This is a genomic window from Streptomyces sp. NPDC033136, from assembly GCF_055578235.1.
On the sequence record NZ_JBVIPD010000010.1, the window covers coordinates 179,834 to 202,568 of the forward strand.

The 22,735-nt window shown below is 72.3% G+C and carries 15 protein-coding genes; 5 read left to right on the plus strand and 10 right to left on the minus strand.

Going from position 1 to position 22,735, the window contains the following annotated elements:
- Positions 1 to 175: 175 nt before the first annotated feature.
- The 4 genes from ACZ5TL_RS20710 to ACZ5TL_RS20725 all read right to left on the minus strand — a co-directional run bounded on the left by ACZ5TL_RS20710 (position 176) and on the right by ACZ5TL_RS20725 (position 8,922).
- On the minus strand, positions 176 to 3,085 hold the full coding sequence (locus ACZ5TL_RS20710; RefSeq protein ID WP_468591463.1) for an ATP-binding protein: 2,910 nt from the start codon (positions 3,083 to 3,085) through the stop codon (positions 176 to 178).
- A gap of 194 nt (positions 3,086 to 3,279) precedes the next feature.
- Complete coding sequence (locus ACZ5TL_RS20715; protein ID WP_468591464.1) at positions 3,280 to 4,287, minus strand: (-)-alpha-amorphene synthase; 1,008 nt, start codon at positions 4,285 to 4,287, stop codon at positions 3,280 to 3,282.
- Positions 4,271 to 5,626: a cytochrome P450 gene (locus ACZ5TL_RS20720; RefSeq protein WP_468591465.1), complete on the minus strand. Its 1,356-nt coding sequence runs from the start codon at positions 5,624 to 5,626 to the stop codon at positions 4,271 to 4,273. Before ACZ5TL_RS20720 ends, ACZ5TL_RS20715 begins: the two co-directional genes overlap by 17 nt.
- A gap of 437 nt (positions 5,627 to 6,063) precedes the next feature.
- Entirely contained in the window at positions 6,064 to 8,922 is a 2,859-nt protein-coding gene (locus tag ACZ5TL_RS20725) for a glycosyl hydrolase 115 family protein (RefSeq protein ID WP_468591466.1), read from the minus strand.
- A gap of 306 nt (positions 8,923 to 9,228) precedes the next feature.
- Between ACZ5TL_RS20725 and ACZ5TL_RS20730 the strand changes: the two genes are divergently transcribed.
- A complete protein-coding gene (locus tag ACZ5TL_RS20730; RefSeq protein WP_468591467.1) occupies positions 9,229 to 9,846 on the plus strand; it encodes a chorismate mutase in 618 nt (205 codons plus the stop codon).
- On the opposite strand, the gene ACZ5TL_RS20735 is transcribed toward ACZ5TL_RS20730, so the two are convergent.
- The 5 genes from ACZ5TL_RS20735 to ACZ5TL_RS20755 form a co-directional block, all read right to left on the minus strand.
- On the minus strand, positions 9,843 to 10,316 hold the full coding sequence (locus tag ACZ5TL_RS20735; protein ID WP_468591468.1) for an SRPBCC domain-containing protein: 474 nt from the start codon (positions 10,314 to 10,316) through the stop codon (positions 9,843 to 9,845). The two genes, ACZ5TL_RS20730 and ACZ5TL_RS20735, sit on opposite strands and share 4 nt — an antisense overlap.
- A gap of 218 nt (positions 10,317 to 10,534) precedes the next feature.
- A complete protein-coding gene (locus ACZ5TL_RS20740; protein WP_468591470.1) occupies positions 10,535 to 10,939 on the minus strand; it encodes a DUF779 domain-containing protein in 405 nt (134 codons plus the stop codon).
- A gap of 465 nt (positions 10,940 to 11,404) precedes the next feature.
- Positions 11,405 to 13,444 (minus strand): CocE/NonD family hydrolase, encoded by a 2,040-nt coding sequence (locus ACZ5TL_RS20745; RefSeq protein WP_468591472.1) that lies wholly within the window; start codon positions 13,442 to 13,444, stop codon positions 11,405 to 11,407.
- A gap of 16 nt (positions 13,445 to 13,460) precedes the next feature.
- On the minus strand, positions 13,461 to 14,774 hold the full coding sequence (locus ACZ5TL_RS20750; RefSeq protein ID WP_468591473.1) for an ATP-grasp domain-containing protein: 1,314 nt from the start codon (positions 14,772 to 14,774) through the stop codon (positions 13,461 to 13,463).
- Positions 14,775 to 15,019: 245 nt separating this feature from the next.
- On the minus strand, positions 15,020 to 17,428 hold the full coding sequence (locus ACZ5TL_RS20755; RefSeq protein ID WP_468591475.1) for a SpoIIE family protein phosphatase: 2,409 nt from the start codon (positions 17,426 to 17,428) through the stop codon (positions 15,020 to 15,022).
- 242 nt (positions 17,429 to 17,670) lie between these two features.
- Here ACZ5TL_RS20755 and ACZ5TL_RS20760 point away from each other — a divergent pair, with 242 nt between their 5' ends.
- Together ACZ5TL_RS20760 and ACZ5TL_RS20765 are read left to right on the plus strand one after the other, a co-directional pair.
- Entirely contained in the window at positions 17,671 to 18,123 is a 453-nt protein-coding gene (locus ACZ5TL_RS20760) for an Lrp/AsnC family transcriptional regulator (protein ID WP_468591477.1), read from the plus strand.
- A gap of 350 nt (positions 18,124 to 18,473) precedes the next feature.
- The gene (locus ACZ5TL_RS20765) at positions 18,474 to 19,130 is read left to right on the plus strand and encodes a DUF5701 family protein (protein WP_468591478.1); all 657 of its coding nucleotides are present in this window, start codon (positions 18,474 to 18,476) and stop codon (positions 19,128 to 19,130) included.
- 271 nt (positions 19,131 to 19,401) lie between these two features.
- Here the strand turns inward: ACZ5TL_RS20765 and ACZ5TL_RS20770 are convergent, their stop codons facing one another.
- Positions 19,402 to 20,505 carry a winged helix DNA-binding domain-containing protein gene (locus tag ACZ5TL_RS20770; RefSeq protein WP_468591479.1) on the minus strand — a complete coding sequence of 368 codons (1,104 nt, stop codon included), beginning with the start codon at positions 20,503 to 20,505 and terminating at the stop codon, positions 19,402 to 19,404.
- Positions 20,506 to 20,948: 443 nt separating this feature from the next.
- Here ACZ5TL_RS20770 and ACZ5TL_RS20775 point away from each other — a divergent pair, with 443 nt between their 5' ends.
- Together ACZ5TL_RS20775 and ACZ5TL_RS20780 are read left to right on the plus strand one after the other, a co-directional pair.
- Positions 20,949 to 22,034 carry an S-(hydroxymethyl)mycothiol dehydrogenase gene (locus tag ACZ5TL_RS20775; RefSeq protein WP_468591480.1) on the plus strand — a complete coding sequence of 362 codons (1,086 nt, stop codon included), beginning with the start codon at positions 20,949 to 20,951 and terminating at the stop codon, positions 22,032 to 22,034.
- The gene (locus ACZ5TL_RS20780; protein ID WP_468591481.1) at positions 22,034 to 22,669 is read left to right on the plus strand and encodes an MBL fold metallo-hydrolase; all 636 of its coding nucleotides are present in this window, start codon (positions 22,034 to 22,036) and stop codon (positions 22,667 to 22,669) included. Before ACZ5TL_RS20775 ends, ACZ5TL_RS20780 begins: the two co-directional genes overlap by 1 nt.
- The last annotated feature ends 66 nt before the right edge of the window (positions 22,670 to 22,735 follow it).

Consider the following 22,735-nt stretch of genomic DNA (forward strand, 5'->3'; position numbering starts at 1 on the left):
GAGACAGTCTTACGAGAGAAGCAGTGAAACGGTTCAACGTCAAGTGGTGGGCAGCGCAGGGCACTTGGGAAAGTGAGAGGGGGTCGCGTGCTGCTGGATCCGTTCGGCGTCCGCCGTGCCCTGCGCCGGCGTCCGCTGACCCGGCAGGGCTACGACCGGACCAGCATGTGACGGGTCACGGCCGTGGCCGGGGGAACGTCTCCAAGGCCTCGGCCAGGCCTCCGGCGTCGGTGCCGATCTTGCGGTACACGGAGGAGAGCAGTTGCCGCACGCCCTGCTCGGTGAGGCGTAGTGCCTGGGCGACGGCCGCCACCGGACGACCCTGCGCCGTCATCTCGGCGGCCTTGCGCTCCTGCGTGGTGAGCGTGTCCGTCTGGGCGTAGCGCAGAGGCAGCGGCCGCAGGCCGGCGGCGGACAGTTCGCGCCTGGCCCGGGCGGCCAGCCCCTCGGCGCCGCAGTGCACCGCGCCCTCCAGGCCCTGGTAGAGCCGGTCGGCGGCGTCGTGCAGGCGGCCGTTGCGGGCCAGCGCGGCGCCGTGGCCGACCAGCGCGCCGGCCAGCTCGTACGCGGCCGGTGACCGCTGTAGGTGGTCCACGGCCTGCGCGTGCAGGTCGAGCGCCGCCGCCCCGCCCGTCACCTCCGCCTGGATGCGCAGCGCCTGGCCGATCGCGGATGCCGCGCCGAAGTCCCGGGCCCGCTTCACGGCGTCCTGCGCGTGGTGCACCGCCCGGTCGGGAGCGGTCCGGGCCAGAGCCCTCGCCAGCCCCAGCTGCCACGGGCACCAGGCGGGGTTGCGCCAGTCACGGCCCTCCAGCCATTCGCCGACCCCGGACAGCAGCGGCGCGGCCTCGTCGGGCCGGCCCTCGGCCAGGAGCAGCTCGGCGTAGACGGTGCGCGGGTCGGGGTAGATGACGGCGTTCGGGATGGTGTCGCCGTAGCGGTAGGTGTCGGCGATCCGGCGTGCCGCCACCGCCCGGCCGCGGGCCAGGAGGGTCTGGATCAGGATGCCGACGGCGAACCACTGGGCGGGCACCGCGCCCTCCACCCGGTCGGCGATGCGCAGACCCTCGCGCACCAGGCTCTCGGCCTCGGCCAGGCAGCCGCGGCGGTAGCGGATGTACGCGGAGAGCGTCTGGCTCAGGGCCATATGGGAGCCGCGCCAGCCCTTCGACTCGCACTCCGCCATGCCCTTCGCGAACAGCTCCTCGGCCCGTCGCGGCTGGTCGCAGTACATGAACACCAGCGCGACCGAGACGGGAACCTCGAAGCCCCGGTTCTCGTGGGTCCAGCTCAGCCCGCCGCGCAGGGCCTTCTCGGCGTACGCCAGGGCCTCGTGCCGGGGCTCGCCGCACATCATGGCGTCCCACGCCCTCAGTCCGAGGATGTACCGCTCCTCCAGGCCGCGGCCCGTCAGACGGCCGGCCAGCCGGGCGAGCGTCCGGGACCGGCCGGCCGAGTCGCGCTCGTCGGTGCGGAACGCGCTCCAGACGAAGTGGTCGGCCTGCATCCGCAGCCGGATCCGGGGATGGGCTGCCCGCTGCGCCTCGTCGGCGGCCACCGTCGCGGCCTCCGCCATCCGGTCCGTGTGGGCCAGCGCCTGGGTCAGCCGGTACACCATCGAGGCACGCAGCTCGGGATCGATGCCGGGTTCCGTCAGTGCCTCCCGCAGATGCGCCACGGTGGCCGTGGGCTTGATGAGGAAGGTCGCGCAGGCGAGTTCGTGGAGCAGGGCGGCGCGCTCCTCCGGCAGCGGCGGCTCCTGCAGGGCCCGGTTCAGCAGTCGGCGGGCCGCCTCCGGAGCACCGGAGTGCAGGGCCTCACGCGCGGCCGCCCGCAGGCAGACGACCGCCTCGGCGCTGCCCTCGCAGGGCACCTCCAGCAGATGCCGGGCCGCGGCGGCGGATCCGAGCCCGGCCGCCAGTACCGCCTCGGCCGCCGAGTTGTGCATGCCCTCCCGCAGGCTCGGCTTGATGGACCCGTAGATCGTGGCGGCGATCAGCGGATGGACGAACTCCAGGCTGTCTCCCGGCTCCTCACCGTCGGCCAGGATGCGGGCGGCGCGCAGCTTCTCCGTCGCCTCGGCCGCCGCGGCGCTGCCGATCGCCGCGATGCGGGCGGCCAGTTCCGGTGAGATGGCCTGACCGAGGACGGCCGCCGCGTAGGCGAAGCGGACGGTCGTGGTACCGAACCCCCGCAGACGCGCGATCAGCCCGGGGCCCGTCACCGCGGCGGCCAGTTCACGCATGACGGGCAGGTCCCGGCCGGCGCCCCGCAGCCGGCGCTCACCGAGCCTGATGGCGAGTTCGACGGCCTCGAAGGGGCTCCCGCCGGTGACCTCCCAGCATTCCTCGCAGAATCCCTCCTCGGCCTGCTCGCCCACTTCGTCCCGGACGATCCGTGCCACGGCGGCGGCACTGAGCGGCGCCAGCGTGAAGGGACGGTTCCCCGTGTCGGAGGCGGCGGTGCTGAAGGCGTCCCCCTCCGGCGGCAGTTCGTCGGGCCGGTAGGCGACGACGACCAGCAGGGACAGGTCCACCGCCCGGGGAGCGAAGGAGGCGAGCCAGCCGAGCGACTCGGCATCGGCCCAGTGCAGGTCGTCCAGGAGCAGGACGAGGGGTGCCTTCTGCACCGCGAGGCGCGTCATCACCCAGTCGAGTCCGTCACGGACCCCGGTCGGGTCGGGCACGTGGCCGGTCGGTGTCGCGACCAGACCGAGGGCGGCGGCGACGATGTCGTACCAGCCGCCCAGGAAGTCACGGAGCTCCTTCTCGTCCATCGGCGCCAGGGAGGGCTGGACGAGCTGGCGCACCACGTGGAACGCCAGCTCCTGCTCCTTCTCGCCGCCCCGGCCCGACAGCACGGTGAAGCCCTGCGCCCGGGCGCGGGCCCGGGCCTCGGTCAGCAGGGCGGTCTTGCCCATCCCGGCCGCACCGGTGAAGGCGAGCAGCCCGCCGCGTGGCGCCTGGGGCACACCGTCGACGCAGTCGCGCAGGCCGGTCAGCGCCGAGTCGAGTGCCCGGAGCTCCTTCCGGCGCTCGAGCAACGGCCGGGAATCGGGCGGGGGTTGCCGCAGCTCGTTCGCCATGTGCCGTACCGCTTCCTGTCGTCGGCCATCGGGAGGCAGCGCAGAGCGTACGCCTCCCGGCCTGCACCGTTCCGGAATCCGGGACGAGCACGACGAAGAAGGGTGAATGGCCCGCTACGGCGGCGTGGAGCGGCGATCCGGTGGGTACGGTGGCTCGGATGGGCACCCGCCGCCCGGCCCGCAGCCGAGGGCCCTCACCGCAGGGTCGGGGCCCTGGCCGCGTCCGCGTAGCGCGGCACGGTGCGGGACCAGTAGTAGCAGCCGCGGATCCAGCCGGCCATGCCCTCCACGTAGCCGACGCCCGAAGGGCTCAACTCCGGTGCGATCTCGGCGTAGAGCCTCTCGAACTCGCGGATCGTGCGGTTGATCTGCCGGATGGCCAGGGTGACGGCTACCGGCAGGGAGCACTGGTGGGCCCGCTGGTAGGCCAGGGCGAGGTTGATCATTTCCCCGGACCGCTGTTCCTTCACCGCGGAGAACAGGTCGGGGATCCACACCGCCGCGTCGGCCGACAGCCGGCTCAGGTGCCGCATGAGCGGGTGATGGAGCTCCTCGTCGCTCAGCTCGCACGGCTGCGCCGCCTCGCACAGCGGGTAGAAGGGTTCGACGCCCGCGGTGAGGGACCGTATCGAGGTGCACAGCCCGGACCGTACGGGGGAGTCGTGGTTCTGGGCCACCGCCTCGTACAGCAGCCCGTGCACGTACTCGCGGCTCTTGGAGGCCCAGCGTTCGGCCTGTGCGGGGGTGCACCGTTCGCGGATCTGCCGGTAGAGGTCGGCCAGGGCCGCTCCCAGCGGGGTGGCGGGCGGGGCGTCGTCCCGCAGGATCGCGATGCTCTCGCACAGCATGGGCAGCAGTGAGCCCGGCCGCTGCCGGCCGACCTCCTCGGCGCGGTCGTCGAAGACGAACTGGTAGGCGATCTGATGGGCCACCAGCTGGAGCATTCCCGCGTCGGTGTCCGGGCTGTTGAAGGAGGCGAGCTCGGCGGGGCGGGTGTGGGCGATCATCGCTGTGACCCCCGGTTCGTCGCTCAGGCCGCTCACGCGCAGCCAGTGGCCGACGCCCGCCGCGGCCGCGGACTCGTGGGGATTCCGCCGGAACGGGAAGGGCATGTAGAGGTGAGCGTCGATCAGCTCCACCAAGTTCCCAGCGGGCATCGCGCTCTGTGTGAGGGTTCCGGCCTCCTCATGCGTGGTGGACACCGTTGTCACCGTCCCTCCGGCTCTTCTCCGTCCCGGGCGCAGCGGCCGCGGCCCCCGGTGTGAGGGCGACGGTGCGCGGCGCGGTGCCGCCCGGCGCGTCGGCCCGTGGTGCGCAGATCATGGTGAGGGACCTCGGCCCCAGCGTCGCCCCCGGGCACGACGGTGCGATGCGTCCGGGCGGATGGCGCAGCCGCCAGCGGCCGGTGATGGCCGCGAGGGCCACCGTCATCTCGGCCAGGGAGAACAGGTCGCCGATGCACTTGCGGCTGCCCGCGGCGAACGGGACCAGCGCCCCGTGCGGGCCGGCGGCGGCCTCGCCCTCCAGCCAGCGCTCGGGCAGGAACCGGCCGGGCTCGGGGAACGACGCCGGGTCGTGGTGCAGGAGATAGGGGCTGTAGAGGACGGTGGTGCCGCGCGGCAGACGGCGTCCGCCGAGCTCGGCCTCCCGGGTCGTGACCCGGGTGAAGAGCCAGCCGGGCGGGGAGTGGCGCAGCGTCTCGGTGAGGACGGCCCGGGTGTAGACCAGGCGCGGCAGATCGTCGGCGTCGGGCAGCCTGCCCGCGAGCACGGTGTCGACCTCGGCGTGCAGCCGCTGCTCCACCTCCGGGTGCCGGGCCAGGAGACTGAAGGCGGAGGCCAGGCACATCGAAGGACTCTCGGAACCCGTGAGCAGGAGTGAGACCAACTGGTCGTGCACCTCCCGGTCGGTGACCGGGGGCGAGTCGCCCTCGCCCCGGGCGGACGCCGCCGCCAGCAGGAGTCCCAGCAGGTCGTCGCGGGGAGCGCCCCGGCGGCGCTCGGCGATGGCCGCGTCGATGAGCTCGCGGACCCGTTCCACCGCACGCCGGTAGCGGCGGTTCGCCGGGGTGGGAAGACGGAACAGGGCCTCGACGGGCACGACCGTGCGGACGAACAGGCCGCGGACGATGGCGGCCAGGCAGTGCCGCACCTCGTCGGCCGCGGCCGGGCCGAGCGAGTCCGACAGCAGGACCCGGCTGATCAGCCGGGTCGTCAGCCCCAGCATCGCGGCACTGACATCGATCCTCTGCCCGGCCCGCCAGTCACGGCACAGCAGCGCGGACTCCTCGGCCATCAGACCCGTGTGCCCGGCCACGCTGGACGGGCGGAAGGTGGGTTGCAGCAGCCTGCGCTGCCGCCGGTGCTCCGCATGCGGGCAGGTGACGATGCCGCCGCCCATCAGCGCCCGGAGCCGCTCGTACTGCGGACCGCCCTTGTCGAACGTCCGGGTGTCCCGGAGCATCCGGTGGACCAGCTCCGGGTGACACACCATCCAGGCGCGCTGCGGGCCGAGACGTATCTCGACCAGATCGCCCCGCACGGGCAGAGAATTCAGAAACTCCAGCGGCCGACGGAACAAGGCGATACCGTGGCCGATGGATGGGAATATGCCTGGAGCAGTGCCAACCGTCCATACCCGTTCCGGTTCAGGAACGCAGCTGTTCATGAAATACCACCTGCCCGAGTCGACAGCACATACGGTGATGTTTCACCGACGTGGCTTATGCATCATGTCCTGCCCAGTCCACTCTGCCCGCCCGCTTGGTGAACCCTTTCTCGAGGGGGGCGCACGGGTGCACGGAGAAGCGCTGGGTGCATCACATCGGACGCACGTCAGGCGTCAGGTGGTTGTTTTCCGTCACTCGGGCATGTTCGGTTGCCCTTATGTCTTTTCCGTATACATGGATTTGGCTGGCGACGCCGTTGTGAAAGACCGGGCGGGCGCTCATCGAAGAGGAGGCCCGCCCGGTCTCGGTGTCATATGCGCCGGAAACTCTCCGGCGGTGCCAGATAACTCACCGGAAGCCCGCCGGTGTCGATCACGATCTGGTCCACCGTGATCCCCGCGTCGACCATGAACACCCTCAGCACATGCTCACCGGGCGCGGACACGGTCACCCGGGCCGTCAGCTTCTCGACGCCCTCCTCCACGTTGCGCGCCCAGGCGTCGCCCCGGTTGCCGGTGGCGATCGCCTGGCCCGACAGGACCGCCGGCGGCTGGTCGTCCAGGGCGACGGCCAGGCGGCGCTTGCCGCGTTCGTCGAGGGAAGGCAGCCGGAAGACCGTCACCGGGAAGGTGCCGGCCGTGGTGAAGCGCACCCGGTAACGCAGTTCCGGTGACCGCGTGGTGAGGTCCCCGGTGACCGGTGCGGCCGTCGTCGGGACCGCCTCGACGGCGGCCGTACGGCGCCCCAGCCCGCGCACGACCCGCCACCGGGCCCCGCCGCGTTCCACCCGGCGGTCGAAGTGGGTGGCGTCGATCGACACGTAGTCGTGAGCCTCGACGAAGCCGCGGGCGCGCTGCCGTGCTCGTTCGCCGTCGTTGACCACCCGGATCGGCACCTCGATGGTGGTGCCGGCGCCGGTGAAGGCCAGCGTCGGGCTGTGCGTGCCCTCCGGTGCCCGCGCCCAGTCGATCTCGACCCATACCCGTGTCTGGTCCGTGAGTTCGCCGCCCGCCGTGCTCAGCCGGACCCACGGGACACTCGGCTCGGCCTGCCACTGCAGCGCGAGGAAGCCGGTGTTGAAGACGTCCACGAAGCGGCGGTCCCGGGTGTAGGAGGAGAAGGACAGCGGCCGGTCCGTTCCCGTCTGGTTGCCCTCGGAGGCCAGCCCCAGACCCGAGGTCTCCTGCCGGGGGACCCGGGTGACCGCCGGGCGGCCCGGCGCCTTCGGGATCTGGGAGGGGTAGGGGTTGACGATGCCGTCCCACTTCCCGCCCGCGATCCCGGTGTTGTAGCGCTGGGTGATCGCCTGCTCCTCGGCGTGTGCCGCCTCGGCCAGGTCCGCGAAGCGGTTGGTGCCCGCGCCGCGGCCCTGGCGGACGGCGAGCGTGTTGCGGTCCGCCCAGTAGTACTTGAGGTTCATCACGTACGCGCCGTGGACCGGGTACTCGACCAGCTCGTAGTAGGCGTCCCGGCAGGCCTCGGGCAGCTTAGACCCCAGCAGGCGGACCCGCTCCAGCAACTGCTCGTAGGCCGTCATCCGGCGGCCCGCCTCGTCACCGTGGTGCACCGTCGAGAAGACCGCCCGGTCGATGAACTCCGGGCGCCGCTCCGCCGCCAGTCGGTAGTACTCCGTGCGGATGGCGGCGATCTCCGAGCCGTACCGCCGGCCGAACTGGCGGCCCGCCCACTCGACCAGGAAGTCCTCGACGTTGTCCGGACCCCAGCGGTCCACGTCCCAGGCCATGTCCAGACTGAAGGACAGTCCGGTCTCGATCGACTTGATGTCGCCGACGTTGAAGATCCACATGCGGTCGGCCCCATGGTCGTGGACCCGCCGCAGTTCCTGCCACACCTTGGCCAACTGCGTGGTGTCCAGCCACAGATAGCTCCGCGGCCGGCCCCAGTAGGAGAGGTGGTAGTAGATGCCGTTGCCGCCCGAGCGGCGGCGCTCCGCGTCGTCGGGCAGCTGGCGCATGTTGCCGTGGTTGTCGTCCGGCCAGATCAGCGTGACGTCCTCGGGGACCTGGACACCCGCGTTGTAGAGCTCCAGGACCTCCTTGTACGGAATGAAGATCTGCGGCTCGGCCCGCTGTCCCACCTCCTCGGCCAGGATGCGGCGCTGGTCGGCGATGATGTCGTTCATCACCGCGACCTTCTCCGGGATCGTGGTGGCGTATTTCGTCTCCAGCGCCGAGTCGTGCAGGCCGCGCATGCCGATCGTCCAGCTGCTCTCGTACCCGGCGTTCTCGCGGGCCCGGGCCCGCCAGTAGGCGGAGATGACCGCCGGGTTCACCGTGTAGTCGTAGAGCGGGCGCGTGCCGTCGGGATTCCGGTGCTCCTCGGCCCACGGCTCCCACTCGTGGACACCGTTGCGCAGCATGGCCTCGGGGTGGCTGGAGCCGACCACGATGCCGTAGCGGTCGGCCAGTTCGGGGTTCTCGCGGTGCTTGTTGAAGAAGTCGGAGTACGGGTGCATCGCCGGCCACAGGTAGTTGGCCTTGAGGCGGAGCAGCAGCTCGAAGACCCGCTCGTAGGTTCTGGGGCCGATGTTCTTGTCCGGCTCCTGCGTGCGGCGCGACCACGTGGTCAGGTTCTGCTCGTCGTTGATGAAGATGCCCCGGTAGCGGACGGCGGGTTCGAGGCGCTTGACGGGGCCGGCCGGGACCGTGACGGTCTCGCGGCGCCGCACGGGGACGTCGGCCCACCAGTACCAGGGGGAGACGCCGATGCGCTCCGATGTGTCGTAGATGCCGTAGACCGTGCCGCGGCGGTCGCTTCCCGCGATCACCAGGGCGCGCCGCACGCCGGGCAGCGGACGCTCCACGACCTGCGTGACGGACGCCTCCCAGCGGCCCTCGACCCGGGAGACGTCCAGGCGGCGCTGCTCGACGAGCCGGTCGATCACGGGGCTCGCGCCGATCGTCCCCACCAGGACCAGGAGTTGGGCCCGTGGGGGGACGGTGTACAGCAGGCGCGGCCGTACGCCGCCCACCCGCTCCACGTCCGCCTGGAGGTCCCCGGCGGCGCGGAGGACGGCGGGATCGTCCGCGGCGTCCACGAACACGTCCACGGCGGTGCCGCCGTGGACCAGAGGGAAGTCGGGGCGGGCCGAGGGGGCGGCCTCGGCGGCGGCGACGGGGAGCAGGGGAGCAGCGCCCACGGCTGCCATTCCCCGTAAGAACGACTTGCGGGTCACTGACGGAAACGACGGTCTCTGCGGCACGGGCACTGCCTTTCCGCGCCAGACCCGCGGCGGTTCCTCGTCCGGGCCGCCGGCGGGGCTGCGCACAGGGGTGAAGGGCATGGGCAGGCTAGAAAGCGCTTGCCGTCGCACCCTAGGCGAGCCCGTGCGAGGGCGTCCAGATGCGGGGCGTGGTGCCGCTGTGCACAAGGTGGCGTGATCTGGCCTCGACGGTGCCGCACGCCCTTGCGAGATCGGTAAGTTGACGCCAGCCTCCACGGAAGGACAATCCCTGTGCGCCCTCGACGCCTCCGGACAGCACTCACCCTGCTCGCCGCCGCGGCCACGCTGGCCTTCGGCACGGCGGCCCCGGCGACCGCCGCCGCCGAGCACCCCGCTCCAGCCAAAAACGCCGCCGCCCCCGGGCTCGGCCTCACCTCCGTGACCGAACTGCTCGCTCAGCGGCTGCTGCTGGCCGACAAGGTCGCCGCCGCCAAGTACGGCACGAGCACGCCGATCGACGATCCGGTGCGGGAGGCGCAGATCCTGGACGGCGTCCGGGCCCGGGCGGCCGTCCTCGGGCTCGATCCGGACGCCGTGGCCGCCGTGTTCCGGGACCAGATCGAGGCGAACAAGCTGGTGCAGCGCGGGCTGTACGCCCGCTGGGACGCGCACCCCGGGGAGCGCCCCACCGAGCGCCCGGACCTGGTGAAGGAGGTCCGCCCGGCCCTGGACCGCATCACCACCGAGTTGCTGGCCGCGCTGAAGGAGACGGAAAGGACCCGGACCCTGCCGTCGTGTGCTCCGCGCCTGGCCGTGGCAGCCGGCTGGTCCGCGTACGGCCACCGGCTCGACGCCCTGCACCTCAAGGCGCTCGGGCGGGCGCTTCCGTCGGTGTGCGACGCCATTTAGCCGGAGCCGGAGCTCGCCTCGACGAAGCGGGCCAGGTTCTCCAGGGCCATGCGCGTGCCCGTCTCGTTGTCGGAGGCGGGCACGGCGTCGGGGATGCCCTCGTGGACCACGAGGACGTCGGTGCCGCCGTCCTCGGCGTCGGTGAGCGTCGTCGTCATGGTCATCGTGCCGCCCAGCGCGGGGTCGACGGCCTCGAACTCGAGCACCTCCACCACCTGTTCGTCCGGAACGAGCCGCGTGAAACGGCCGTGGTAGGTGTCCGTGTGCGCGGCGGACTTGCCGGTGGCGTCCGGCGCGTCGTAGGTGAGCGAGACCCGGAACCCGCCGCCCTCACGGGCGTCGAACTCGTGCACCTCACTGCTCATCCCGGTCGGCACTCGCCAGCGCGCGATCGCCTCCGCGCTCACCAGCGCCCGGTAGACGGCCGAGCGGGGAGCGTCGACGTGACCGGAGACCCGCGTCGTGTACATGGGCCCACCTTAGGGGTCCTTTCACCATGCCCGCCCGGGTCGCGCGGCCTGGCAACGCGCCACGCCGCGTTGCCGAAAAGCCCTGGCTAGTAGCTCCTCCCCCAAGCTCTCGCCTGCGCTCGAGCAAGGGGGCACCCCCATCGAGGGCTCTCCGGCGCCTTGCGAGGCACGGCACCAGACCACGCGACCTGACCGGACGCTCATAGTGAAAGGACTGCTTAGGCGACCTGGTCCGCCCCGGTCGGCAGCGGCGGTTCCGACTCGATGCGGCGCAGTTCCTCGTCGGTGAGGAGGCGGGAGCGGAGCAGGAAGCGGACGCCCTCCGGGGCCTCCAGGGAGAAGCCGCCGCCGCGGCCGGGGACCACGTCCACGGTGAGGTGGGTGTGCGACCAGTACCCGAACTGGTCGCCGCTCATCCAGAACGGCGTGTCCCCGGCCACGTGTCCCAGCAGGACGTCCGAGGCGCCGACCCGGAACTCGCCGCGCGGGTAGCACATCGGCGCGCTCCCGTCGCAGCAGCCGCCGGACTGGTGGAACATCACCGGCCCGTGCATCCCGGTCAGCCGCCGCAACAACTCCTCGGCGGCGGGCGTCAGTTCGACACGTCCAGTGCGCACGGTCATGCGTCCCTCCCGGAACCGGCCGGATGGCGAGTGCTCCAGTATCCGCCGCCGGACGAGGGGAGGGGCAAACCCTTGGACCACGGGTCCGCGGAAGCGTCGGGCGAGGCGGGAGCGGACTGGCCTGCCCCGCCTCGCGCCAGGCCGCCGCAGTGCCGGTGTCCGCCACCGCTTCAGACCAGGTCGTCCCGCTCACGACGGCTTGGCACCAGGGGCGCACGGCCGGGCGGCACGCCGACCGCCAGGGCGCCGGACAGGTGTTCCCCCATGCGGCAGGTGGCGATGAACCGGCGCCCGCCCGGGGCCCGTCCACGACGGCGACTTCGTCGAGGCAGCGCAGACAGCCGTACGCCGGGACCTTCAGGCACGCTCATCACGTACGACCGCTTCGGCCGGGACCCGGACGACGGGCGCTTCCGCTGGTGTGCCGTCCTGCTGAACCGGGGCGACGCCGTCTGAACGCCCGCTCTACAGCAGGTCGCGCGGGATCCGCTCGTTCCAGGTGCGGGAGAAGACGCGGCGCTCGGCCTCGTACGCGTCGAGGGTCGCGTCGACGAAGAAGTCCGTCTCGTCGCACGTGAGCCGGGTGTGGGTCTCCACGCGCACGTCCCAGTCGTCGCGCTGGAAGCGCATGGTCCAGGTGGACTCGCCGCCTGCCGAGGTGAAGTCGTCGGCGACCGCGGAGTAGCGCTCGTGGGCGCGGCGGCCGGCCTCCAGGCCGATGTCCTCGAAGCGGACCGTGCCCCGGTCCTTCACGATGTCCAGCTCGGACCGGTAGCCGATCAGGTCCCGCTTGACCTCCCAGCGCTCCTCCGGGGGCGTCACCTGACTGGTGGCGAGCGGGGGAGTGCCCTCGGGTTCGCCGAAGGGGGACGACGGCACATCGTCGGGTTCGTCCACCGGCCGCACCGGCAGGGTGAGGGAGCTGGAGTGCTCGTGGACGCTGAGCAGGACCGGCTTCGGCGGCGGCCAGGCCAGCGGCCAGTAGGACGTGGACAGGGAGAGCCGGATGCGGTGACCCGGCGGGAACGCCTGCGCCACACCGTTCAGCGGGATGGTGGCCCGGTAGCGCCGGCCCGGCTCCAGCGGCTCGGGGGACTCGGTGCTGTCCCGGCGGGTCAGGTTGAGGATGCCGTACGAGACGCGCGTCGCGGCGCCGTCGGGGCTCACGTCGGACAGCCGCGCGGCCACCAGGGCGACCGGCTCGCTGACCGACAGGTCGAGTTCCACGCTCGGCGAGCCGAGGATCTCCAACTGCTCGGTGAGCGGCTCGCTGTCGAAGACGAGGGAACCGCCGTCCTCCTCCCGCTGGTCGTACGGCAGATCCGGCGGGGCGTTGTAGGACGCCCACTTGCCCGCGAACTGGCCGACGGACAGCGGTGACCGCACGGTCATCGCCTCGCCGTCGGTGTCGCCCGGGCCGGCCAGGTCCTGGGCGGGCCCGATGGTGTGCCGGGTGAGCGGACGCGTCACCGGGCGGATGTGCGGGGAGGGCCAGTCCGGCTCGCCGACCCAGCGGCCCGGCCGCTCCTCGTAGGAGGTGGAGGGCGGCACGCTGTCCTGCATCCACGTCTGGAGCATGGGGCCGTCCATGACGCCGTTGTCGACGCCCTTGAGCCAGTGGTCCCACCACCGCACCAGCTCCTGCAGGTAGCCGATCGCCGGGCCCGGCTCCCCGAGGTGGGGGAACTTGTGCGACCAGGGGCCGATCAGCCCCTTGCGGGGCACGTCCAGGTTGCCGAGCAGCCGCGTGACGGCGTTGGAGTAGCCGTCCGCCCAGCCGCTGGAGGCCAGGACCGGGCAGCGCACGCCTGAATAGTCCTCGCACACCGAGGCGTGCCGCCAGTAGTCGTCCCTGCGCTGGTGGCGCAGCCACTCGAGGACCCACGGCTCGGTGTTCTCCAGCCGCTCGTGCCACATCCCGCGCCAGCGGTCCCCGACCACGGCCGGGTCGGGCGGGCAGGTGCCGTAGGCGAACATGGTGCCCGCCTCGGCCAGGTTGTCCGACAGCAGGGCGCCGCCCATGTAGTGCATGTCGTCGGCGTGCCGGTCGTCGGTGAAGGAGGCGATGGCGATGGCCTTCAGGCCCGGCGGCCGGCGGGCCGCCACCTGCAGCGCGGCGAACGCGCCCCAGGAGATGCCCATCATGCCCGTACCGCCGTCGCACCAGGGCTGCTCCGTCAGCCAGGCCAGGACCTCCTCCGCGTCCGCCTGCTCCCGCTCCAGGTACTCGTCGCGCAGCACGCCCTCGGAGTCACCGGTGCCGCGCAGATCGACGCGGACGCAGGCGTAGCCGTGCCCGGCGAGGTAGGGGTGGTGGACCGAGTCGCGCACGGCCGTCAGGTCGCGCTTGCGGTACGGGATGTACTCCAGCACCGCCGGCACCGGCTCCTGGTCGGAGCAGGTGGGGCGCCACACGTGCGCCGAGAGCCGGACCCCGTCGGACATCGGGATCGTGACGTGCTCCTCCTCCTTCGTCGCGTACGGCAGGTTGGTCACGTAACGCATGGAACCCACGTGCTCCTCACTCTCGCGCGGCGTCGGCCTCGGGCAGGGCGTCCTCGAAGGCGAGGCCCAGGGCGGCCACGCAGTGGTCGAACTTCTCCCGCAGCTCCTCCTCGTCCGCCCCGCCGGTGTAGATGTGCGCCAGCTCGTAGCTGTAGCTGTCCTGCCCGGGGAGTTCCGAGAGCCTGTCGCCAGCCTCGGGGATCACCTCGATGCGGACGCCCGGGGTCTCCCGCTCGATGCGGGCGATCTCCTCGGGGCCGGGCACCCGGCGCACCACACCGTCGGTGAACCAGCGGTGGTACCACTTCGCCGCCATCGCGTACGGTCCCTCGCGGTGCGGCATGCGCGGGTCCTCGCCGAGCGCGAGGCTGACCATGCAGTGGTGGTTGGGCACGCCGTCGACGTACTGGAACAGCTCCGCGTGCGACTGGGAGTGCCGGGGGTTGATCTCCAGCAGGTTGATCTCCTGCGTGTGCGGGTCGTAGAAGTACTCGATGCTGAAGGTGGCCGAGTCCATGCCGATCTGCCGCATGACGCGCTCGCTGACGTCGTGCAGTTCGGCGATGACCGGGGGCGGCAGCGTCGAGGGGTACTGGTGGCGCAGGAAGCAGGGGGAGCCGGGGTACTGGATGGAGTCCAGAACCCCGTAGACCGTCACCTCGCCCTGGTGGACGTAGCCCTCCACGGCGACCTGGACGCCGGACATCGCCTCCTCCGCGAGGCAGACCCGGCCGCCGACCCCGTCCATCTCCGGTGGCAGGTCGATGCGTTCCAGGATGTGCTCGAAGGGGCGGCCGATCCGGGAGATGCCCTCGCGGATCTCGGTGACGGCCTTGCGGAACTCCTCTTCGTCACCGACTCCGAAGGCGAGTTCGGACGAGTAGGAGAGCGCGGGCTTGACCCACAGGGGGAACCCCACGCCGTCGGGCGGACGGGGCGGGTCGGCCGACAGGTCCACCCGGCCGAAGCGCGGGTGCCGGTCGGTGGCCTTCTGCTGCTCCAGCCGGCTCCAGTACTTGTGCTCGCACTTGACGACCGACTCCAGGGTCGTGCTGCGGGTGCCGTAGTGCTCGCTCAGCAGCGGGACGAGGGTGCTGACCGGGAAGTCCCAGTAGCCGACGATCGCGTCGATGCTGCCGTCGAAGGCGTCCAGCACGCCCCGCGCCTTGTCGAGCAGCGTGGGCATGTGCACCTCGCCGACCTGGAGTTCCTCGATCGTCAGCAGCTGGTGAAAACGCAGCCGGTCGGACCCCGGGACCTGCTGGAGCGTGGGCAGATTGGCCTCGTCGAGCCCGATCACGAAGACGTTCTTCACCGTCTCGTCAGACACGGCTCTCCTTCCGACGACTTACGGCCCGAGGGCCGTCTTGCAAGATCGTCGGAGTACCCCTCGTACCCGTCGGCATGCCGGTTCGGGCACCTCGCCCGTTCCGGACGACCGGGAACATGCCTGCCGTCGTTCTGGGAACGCGGGGCGGGACAGGACGGCGTGGCCGGCGAAGCGGGCCGCGCCGTGGACGACACCGGAACCGGTTCACCGGCACCGGGGAAGGGGTTCCCCGCAGTGATCCGGATTCATCCGGGCGTCCCGGCCGGCAGGGGCTGCTCCGCCCAGATGGTCTTGCCCGTGGCCGTCTGACGACTGCCCCATCGCTCGGCGAGCTGGGCGACGAGCAGCAGCCCCCGCCCGCCCTCGTCGAAGACACGGGCCCGGCGCAGATGCGGTGCGGTGTTGCTGCCGTCGGACACCTCGCAGATGAGGGTCGAGTCGCGGATCAGCCGCAGTTCGATGGGAGCGCCGCCGTACCGCAGCGCGTTGGTGACCAGCTCACTGACGATCAGTTCGGTGGCGAACTCCGCCTCCGCCAGCCCCCATTCGGCCAGTTGCTCGCCCGCCATCTTGCGGGCCCGGGCCACGGCCGCGGGGTCCGGCGGCAGCTGCCAGGTGCGTACCTTGGCGGCGTCGAGCACGGCCGTCCGCGCCAGCATCAGCACGATGTCGTCGGCGGGCCGGCCGGTCAGCACGGTGCGCAGCACCTGGTCACAGGTCTCGTCGAGCGTGCCCGCGGCGCTGCTCAGCGCCTGGTGCAGCAGGCCGATCCCGACCTCGATGTCGTGGTCGGGCGCCTCGATCAGGCCGTCGGTGTAGAGGGCGAGCAGGCTGTTCTCCTCCAACTGCACCTCGGCGGCCTCGAACGGCAGGCCGCCCAGGCCCAGCGGCGGCCCGGCCGGCAGGTCCAGGAAGCGTACGCCGCCGTCGGGCGTGACCAGCGCCGGCGACGGATGCCCGGCGCGGGCCATGGTGCAGTGCCGGGACACCGGGTCGTACACCGCGTACAGGCAGGTGGCGCCGACCTGTCCCGACGCCTCCTCCGCCCCGCGCGCCTCCGGGCCCTCCTCCCGGTCGAGCCGGATGACGAGGTCGTCCAGCTGGGTGAGCAGCTCGTCGGGCGCGAGATCGACGTCCGCGAGGGTCCGTACGGCCGTCCGCAGCCGGCCCATCGTGGCCGACGCCTGGATGCCGTGGCCCACCACGTCGCCCACGACCAGGGCGACCCGGGCGCCGGACAGCGGGATCACGTCGAACCAATCGCCCCCGATGTCCGCTCCGGCCCCGGTCGGCAGGTACCGGTAGGCGATGTCCATGGCCGCCAGCCGCGGTGGTCGCTCGGGAAGCAGGCTGCGCTGGAGCGCCAGCGCCGTACGGCGTTCACGGGTGTAGTGGCGCGCGTTGTCCAGGCTGACCGCCGCCCGGGCGGCGATCTCCTCCGCGAGCAGCAGATCGTCCTCGCTGAACGACTCGGGGGTCCGGTGCCGCAGGAAGTGCACCAGGCCCAGGTTCACGCCCCGGGCGCGCAGCGGCACCATCATCACCGAGTGGATCATGTGCCTGGCCAGGGACTCGGCGCGGCGAGGGGAGGACCTGAGCCACTCCCGCAGCTCCGGATCCCCCGCCCGGTGCCGGACGCCCCGGCCGGCGGACAGGGTCCGCAGCGGCAGCGTCCCCACCGGGTAGCGGGTCGTGCCGCCCGGGGCGACCACCGACTCCGGGCAGCCCGCCAGCACCGACCGCTGCGCGGTGCGCCGCACGGTGACCGGCGTGTCCGGCGGCAGCGGTCCCGGCTCGTCGCCGAGGACGACGGACTCCAGCAGGTCCACGGTGACGAAGTCCGCGAACCCCCCTGCGACGGCGACCTCGGCCAGCTCCTCGGCCGTCCGGGTCACGTCCAGGGTGCTGCCGATGCGCAGACTGGCCTCGTTGAGCACTGCCAGCCGACGGCGGGCCCGGTACTGCTCCGTCGTGTCGAACACGGTCGCGGACAGGCCTTGGACCGCGCCGGTCTCGTCCTTCAGCGGCGAGATGAACATCGACCAGGCGCGCCGCCGGGTCTCGCCCGGGGCCGTGTCGTACCCATCGTGGAAGATCGTCTCGCCGGTGCGCAGGACCTCCCGCTGGAGGCGGTCGTACTCGTCGAACGGCGGGTTCGGCTCGATCTCCCACAGGGTCAGGCCCTTCATCTCCGCCTCGGACCTGCCCATCATCGCGGTCATGGCCCCGTTGGCGGCCACCAGCCGGGCCTCCCGGTCGTAGACGGCCACCGGGACGGGGAGCTGGGCGAGCGTGAGGTCCCACAGGGGCAGGGCCTGGTGCTCGGCGCGCGGGGTCGTGTACAGCGGCGCGGTGCCGGTCACGAGCCAGAGCCGCCTGCCCTCCGCGTCCAGCATCGGCGTTCCCTGCAGCCGGACCAGGACGCGGTCGCCGTTCCGGTGCCACAGTGCCACCTCACCGGCCCACCGCTGTCCGTCGGCCGCGTGCCGCCGGGTGGACTCCGGGAGGCGGGCGGCGAGCAGGTCGGTGACGGGTCTGCCCACGACATCGGCGGACTCGAATCCGAGCAGGCGGCGAGCGCCGTCGCTCCACACCACGACCACCCCGCCGGCGTCGACGACGACCGCCAGGTCCTCCGGTACGCGTCCCTTCACGGTGCCTCCGGATGTGACGCCCCGCCTGCTCACGTTTTCCTGCACTGATTGTCCCGCTACCGCCCCGCTGAGGCGCGTCTGCCGAGGGGCGCTCGGGTGACCAGCGGAAATGGCAGATGGAGACGCGGGTGCCCGCTCACCCCGGCCTGACCCCAGCCCGGGAGACCCTGCGGCATCCTGAGGGCCGGGAGGTGTTCCCTTCTTTACCCCTTGATCGCGTGATCTGGGGCAGAATCTTCTCCATGGATGCCCTGGACCGGAAAATTCTCACCGAGCTGCAGCTGGACGGCCGCCTCACGGTCACCGAGCTCGCCGCGCGGGTGAAGCTGAGCGTCTCGCCCTGCCACCGCCGGCTGCGCGACCTCGAACGCGAAGGGGCGATCCGTGGATATCGCGCGGTCGTGGACCCGGCCGCCGTGGGTCTCACCTTCGAGGCCCTGGTCTTCGTCACTCTGCGCCTGGAGGACGCCGACACCGTCTCCGCGTTCGAAGAGGGCGTGGCCGCCGTCCCGCACGTGCTCCAGGCCCAGCGCCTGTTCGGCGACCCCGACTACCTCCTCCGCGTCGCCACCACCGACCTGGCCGCCTTCCAGCAGCTCTACGACCGGCAGCTGGCCCGGCTGCCCGGAGTGCAACGCCTGAACTCCACCCTCGTCATGAAGCACGTCGTGGACGACCGGCCGCTGCCCGAGTGAGCGGCACACCCACGGCGAACCCCGCACTCGGGCCCCTCCGGAGCCAGGCTCCCAGCCCCCGGCGAACGGCGTGGACGGCCACTGTTCGACGGCCGGCCGCAGCGCGTCCACCAGCAGGGGCAGCCGCGGGCCGAGCGCCAGGCACGCCACCGCCCGGGACATGCCCACCGCGTTGACGACACGGAGCACGTCCTCGTCCAGCCGGCGCGGGCCCCGCGCCCCGCGCCCAGCGAGTGGCAGCGGCACGGCCTGTCCGGTGGCGGGCAGCGCGGAGGGGAAAGGGAGGGAACGCCTCCGCAGACCGGCTCGTTGCAAGGGAGTTCACCGATCTCGCCGGCCAGAGGAGCAGCGTGCCCGACACCACGCCCGACCCGTCCACCGTCCTCCCCGCACTCCCGCCCCTGAGCGCGCAGGCCGAGCGGCTGATCGAGCTGGGGGTGCACGAGATCGCCGGGCTGTCCGCCGAGGAGATCCGCGACTTCGCGGCCCGGTCCGGCGGCGACGGCGCCCTGCTGGCCGTGCGCCCGGACAGGGCCCCCGCCTCCGCTCTCGCGCCGCTGCTGCGCCGCGACGGCAAGCCGGGCTTCGTCGTCGTCGACATGCCCGACGTCGACGACTTCACGCCCTGCGCCGTCGAGCTGCCCGACGCCCCGCTCTACGTCGTCACCGGCGTCGACCGCGGAGACCACATGTCCAACTGGAGCCCCGACGAGGCCCTTCCTGCCCTCGCCCAGGAGGACCGCAGTCCGATGGTGCTGACGGAGGGCATCCACTGGGTGCTCCAGCAGCCGGACGCCCTGGAGCGCAACCTCTGCTTCATGACCATCGGCTCCCGGCTGCGCAAGCCCAACGGCACCCTGGACGCCCGCACCCCGGCGATCTGGATCAGCAACGGCACCGGGCGTGACGGCCGCGAGCGCCGTAACGCGCCGAAGGTCGGCTGGTGCTGGTGGAACAACCGCCACACCTGGCTGGGCTTCGCCTCCACCACGGGCCGCAGGTCGTAGACGCCTGTCCGCCTCGGGCCTCGTCCTCCACGTCCACCGGGCGCGGCACCGGCCCACGTGCCTTTCGCGGTGCTCGGAGGGCCTCAGATCGCGCTCGACGTCGATCACGGCGTTGTCGTGGCACGACTGCTACCGGCTGGGCGTGCGGACCGGGCCCTCGGAGTACGGGGCGCACGTGCGGGCCATCGGGACTGAACCGGCGGCAACCCGAGGCGCCGCCCCCGGCCCCCCTCCGGAGCCTTCACCCCGGAGCAGGCGCGTGCCCGCCTCGTCAGCCGCCGGTGACCGGGGCGAAGCGGATGTCGTGCCGCTCGGCGTCCGCGGCCGCGAACCGCAGCAGGCGTGCGGCCTCGTCCCCGACCTCCGCTTCCTCGCCCGGGGTCAGCGGGGAGAAGCACTTCACGGTCAGGACCGCCGTCGCCTTGTCGCGTCCCTCCCGCTTGATCGCCCACAGGGCGCGGACGGTGCCGTCCACGAGCACCGCCGCATCGACGATGACGTACGGGCGCTGCTCGTCGGTCATCAGCCGCGAGCGGTCCGCGTGCCCGAGCACCACGTTGTCCAGCGCGGCCAGGAACCGCACCGGCACCTCCGTGTCCGGGTCCGGCAGCGGCGCCCCGGGAAGGTCGAAGATCTCCTCCCCGTCCTCGCCCCGGTACGCCCGCAGCTCCGGCCGCAGCTCCTCGACCACCTCACGCAGCCGCGTCGTACCGCTCCAGGCCTGGACGTCCTTCACTGTGGCGGGACCGAACCCGGCGAGGTGGCGCAGGACGAGCTGCCGCGGGGAGGCGTCCCGGGCGAGGGGCCTGCCCAGCCACTCCTCGGCCAGGGCGAACGGAGTCGTGCCCCGGCGCCCCCAGGTGCCGTCCGGCGGCGGATGCACGATCGCCAGCATCCCCTGGACCGAGCGGGCCAGGGCGACCGGGTCGCGTCCCGGCCAGCGCTCCGTCAGCAGCCCGCCCAGCTCGGGCCGCGTGAGCGCGTGGCCGGCGAGGGCCGAGCGGGCCACGCCGGCGATCTCGGCCAGGTCCAGGCCCGCCGCGTGCTTGCCGAAGGCGGCCTTCTGCCAGCGGTCCAGCATCGGCTGCAGCAGCGGGCGCAGCCACAGGTAGTCCTCCGTCGTGACCAGGTGCTGGGTTCCCCGGAACAGGGTCGCGCGCACCACCGCACGCTCCTCGAGCAGTTTCGTCAGCTCCTCCAGCCGGAAGCCCTCGATCCTGCTCCACAGCCCGATGTACGGCGGGGCGGGATCCTGCGCCTGCAGTCCGGTGAGCCGCTCGATCACCGCGGGGGCCGGCAGATCCGTGCGCCGCGTCAGCAACTGGCGTTCCAGCGTCGCCCGGTTGAGGGCCCGGCGGGTGAGACGTTCTGCCATGGCGTCCTTTCGTCTTGTGCGCCTTGTGCGCCTTGTGCGCCTTGTGCGCCTTGTGCGCCGACTTGTACGCCGCCCACGGCGGCGGGGAGCCGGTTCCCGCCCCGTGAACCTAGCCCCGATCGCGGTCAGCCACTGACCGCGATCGGTCACCCGCCTGGACGCGTCCTGGGTCCGGAGCGAGGCCCTGGGCATCGTCGTGGACCTCAGCGCGCCGAGCCGTGTCGGCGGAAGCCGGCCGGCACCGCCCCCGGCGGAGACATCGGGCCTTTGAGTCGCGCACGGCGCACCGCCCGCCCGTGCGGCGCTCTCGCGCCGAGTCGACCCGGTTGGAACCAAGCCCTTGACCCTCGGCGTGCTCCTCCGCGATGCTCGGTTGCGTATAGCGGTGCGTGTATCTAATGAGGCAACGCACTCGCGAGGGTTTCCCGCTTGAGGAGCAGCTCATGGCCCACGAGGTTCGTGCCGTCGTCGCCCGTAAGAAGGGCGCACCGGTCTCCGTCGAAACGATCGTCGTCCCCGACCCGGGCCCGGGTGAGGCGCTGGTCAAGGTCGAGGCGTGCGGCGTCTGTCATACCGATCTCCACTACCGCGAGGGCGGGATCAACGACGACTTCCCCTTCCTCCTGGGGCACGAGGCGGCGGGTCGCGTCGAGGCCGTCGGAGAGGGAGTCACCGGCGTCGAGCCCGGCGACTTCGTCATTCTCAACTGGCGTGCGGTGTGCGGCCAGTGCCGGGCCTGCAGCAAGGGCAAGCCCTGGTACTGCTTCGCCACCCACAACGCGACCCAGCCGATGACGCTGCTCGACGGCACCCCGCTCTCGCCGGCACTCGGCATCGGCGCCTTCGCGGAGAAGACGCTGGTCGCCGCCGGACAGTGCACCAAGGTGGACCCCGCGGCCTCGGCGGCGGCAGCCGGTCTGCTCGGGTGCGGCGTCATGGCGGGCTTCGGCGCGGCCGTGAACACCGGCGCCGTCGGCCGGGGCGACTCCGTCGCCGTCATCGGCTGCGGCGGCGTCGGCATGGCCGCCGTCGCGGGGGCGAGGCTGGCCGGAGCGAGCAAGGTCATCGCCGTCGACATCGACCAGCGCAAGCTGGACCGGGCCGTGACCATGGGGGCCACCCACACGGTCGACGGATCCAAGGGCGACGTCGTGGAAGCGGTGCGCGAGCTGACGGGCGGCTTCGGCGCGGACGTCGTCGTGGAGGCGGTCGGCCGCCCCGAGACGTACCGCCAGGCCTTCTACGCCCGCGACCTGGCCGGCACCGTCGTGCTGGTCGGCGTGCCCACCCCGGAGATGAAGGTGGAGCTGCCCCTGCTCGACGTCTTCGGGCGGGGCGGCTCCCTGAAGTCCAGCTGGTACGGCGACTGCCTGCCCTCACGCGACTTCCCGGCCCTCATCGACCTGTATCTGGGAGGCCGTTTCGACCTGGACGCGTTCGTCTCCGAGACCATCGGCCTCGGTGACGTGGAGGAGGCGTTCGAGAAGATGCACCGCGGTGACGTGCTGCGCTCGGTGGTGGTGCTGTGATGGCCGGCGCACCGCGCATCGAACACCTCGTCACCAGCGGCACCTTCAGCCTCGACGGCGGGACCTGGGACGTCGACAACAACGTCTGGATCATCGGTGACGACGACGAGGTGATCGTCATCGACGCGGCGCACGACTCCGACGCCGTCCTGGAAGCCGTCGGTGACCGACGCCTGTCGGCCGTCGTGTGCACCCACGCCCACGACGACCATGTGCGCGCCGCACCGGACCTCGCCCTGGCCACGGGCGCCCCCATCCTCCTGCACCCCGACGACCAGGTGCTGTGGAAGATGGTGCACCCCGGCCGGCGGCCCGACAGGCCGCTCGCCGACGGTGAGGAACTCAGGGTGGCGGGCATCGGCCTGCGTGTCCTCCACACGCCCGGACACGCTCCGGGTGCCGTGTGCCTGTACGCACCCGAACTGGGCGCACTGTTCAGCGGTGACACGCTGTTCGCCGGAGGACCCGGTGCGACCGGGCGCTCGTACAGCGACTTCGGCACGATCATCGGCTCCATCGGTGACCGGCTGCTGACCCTCCCGGGCGAGACGGTCGTCCACACCGGACACGGTCAGACGACGACCGTCGAGGCGGAGGCACCGCACCTGGAGGAGTGGGCCGCCCGCGGCTGGTGACAGGGCGCCGCCAGGCCGGCCGGGGCGATCGAGTGCCCGCGCGTCTCCTCGGGTGAGACCCGCGTA

What these genes read in the sequence shown, in the direction of transcription:
- ACZ5TL_RS20710 (WP_468591463.1), bottom strand. Translation starts at nt 3,085, where the DNA reads ATGGCGAACGAGCTGCGGCAACCCCCGCCCGATTCCCGGCCGTTGCTC.
- ACZ5TL_RS20725 (WP_468591466.1), bottom strand. Translation starts at nt 8,922, where the DNA reads ATGGCAGCCGTGGGCGCTGCTCCCCTGCTCCCCGTCGCCGCCGCCGAG.
- ACZ5TL_RS20735 (WP_468591468.1), bottom strand. Translation starts at nt 10,316, where the DNA reads ATGTACACGACGCGGGTCTCCGGTCACGTCGACGCTCCCCGCTCGGCC.
- ACZ5TL_RS20740 (WP_468591470.1), bottom strand. Translation starts at nt 10,939, where the DNA reads ATGACCGTGCGCACTGGACGTGTCGAACTGACGCCCGCCGCCGAGGAG.
- ACZ5TL_RS20745 (WP_468591472.1), bottom strand. Translation starts at nt 13,444, where the DNA reads ATGCGTTACGTGACCAACCTGCCGTACGCGACGAAGGAGGAGGAGCAC.
- ACZ5TL_RS20760 (WP_468591477.1), top strand. Translation starts at nt 17,671, where the DNA reads ATGGATGCCCTGGACCGGAAAATTCTCACCGAGCTGCAGCTGGACGGC.
- ACZ5TL_RS20770 (WP_468591479.1), bottom strand. Translation starts at nt 20,505, where the DNA reads ATGGCAGAACGTCTCACCCGCCGGGCCCTCAACCGGGCGACGCTGGAA.
- ACZ5TL_RS20775 (WP_468591480.1), top strand. Translation starts at nt 20,949, where the DNA reads ATGGCCCACGAGGTTCGTGCCGTCGTCGCCCGTAAGAAGGGCGCACCG.
- ACZ5TL_RS20780 (WP_468591481.1), top strand. Translation starts at nt 22,034, where the DNA reads ATGGCCGGCGCACCGCGCATCGAACACCTCGTCACCAGCGGCACCTTC.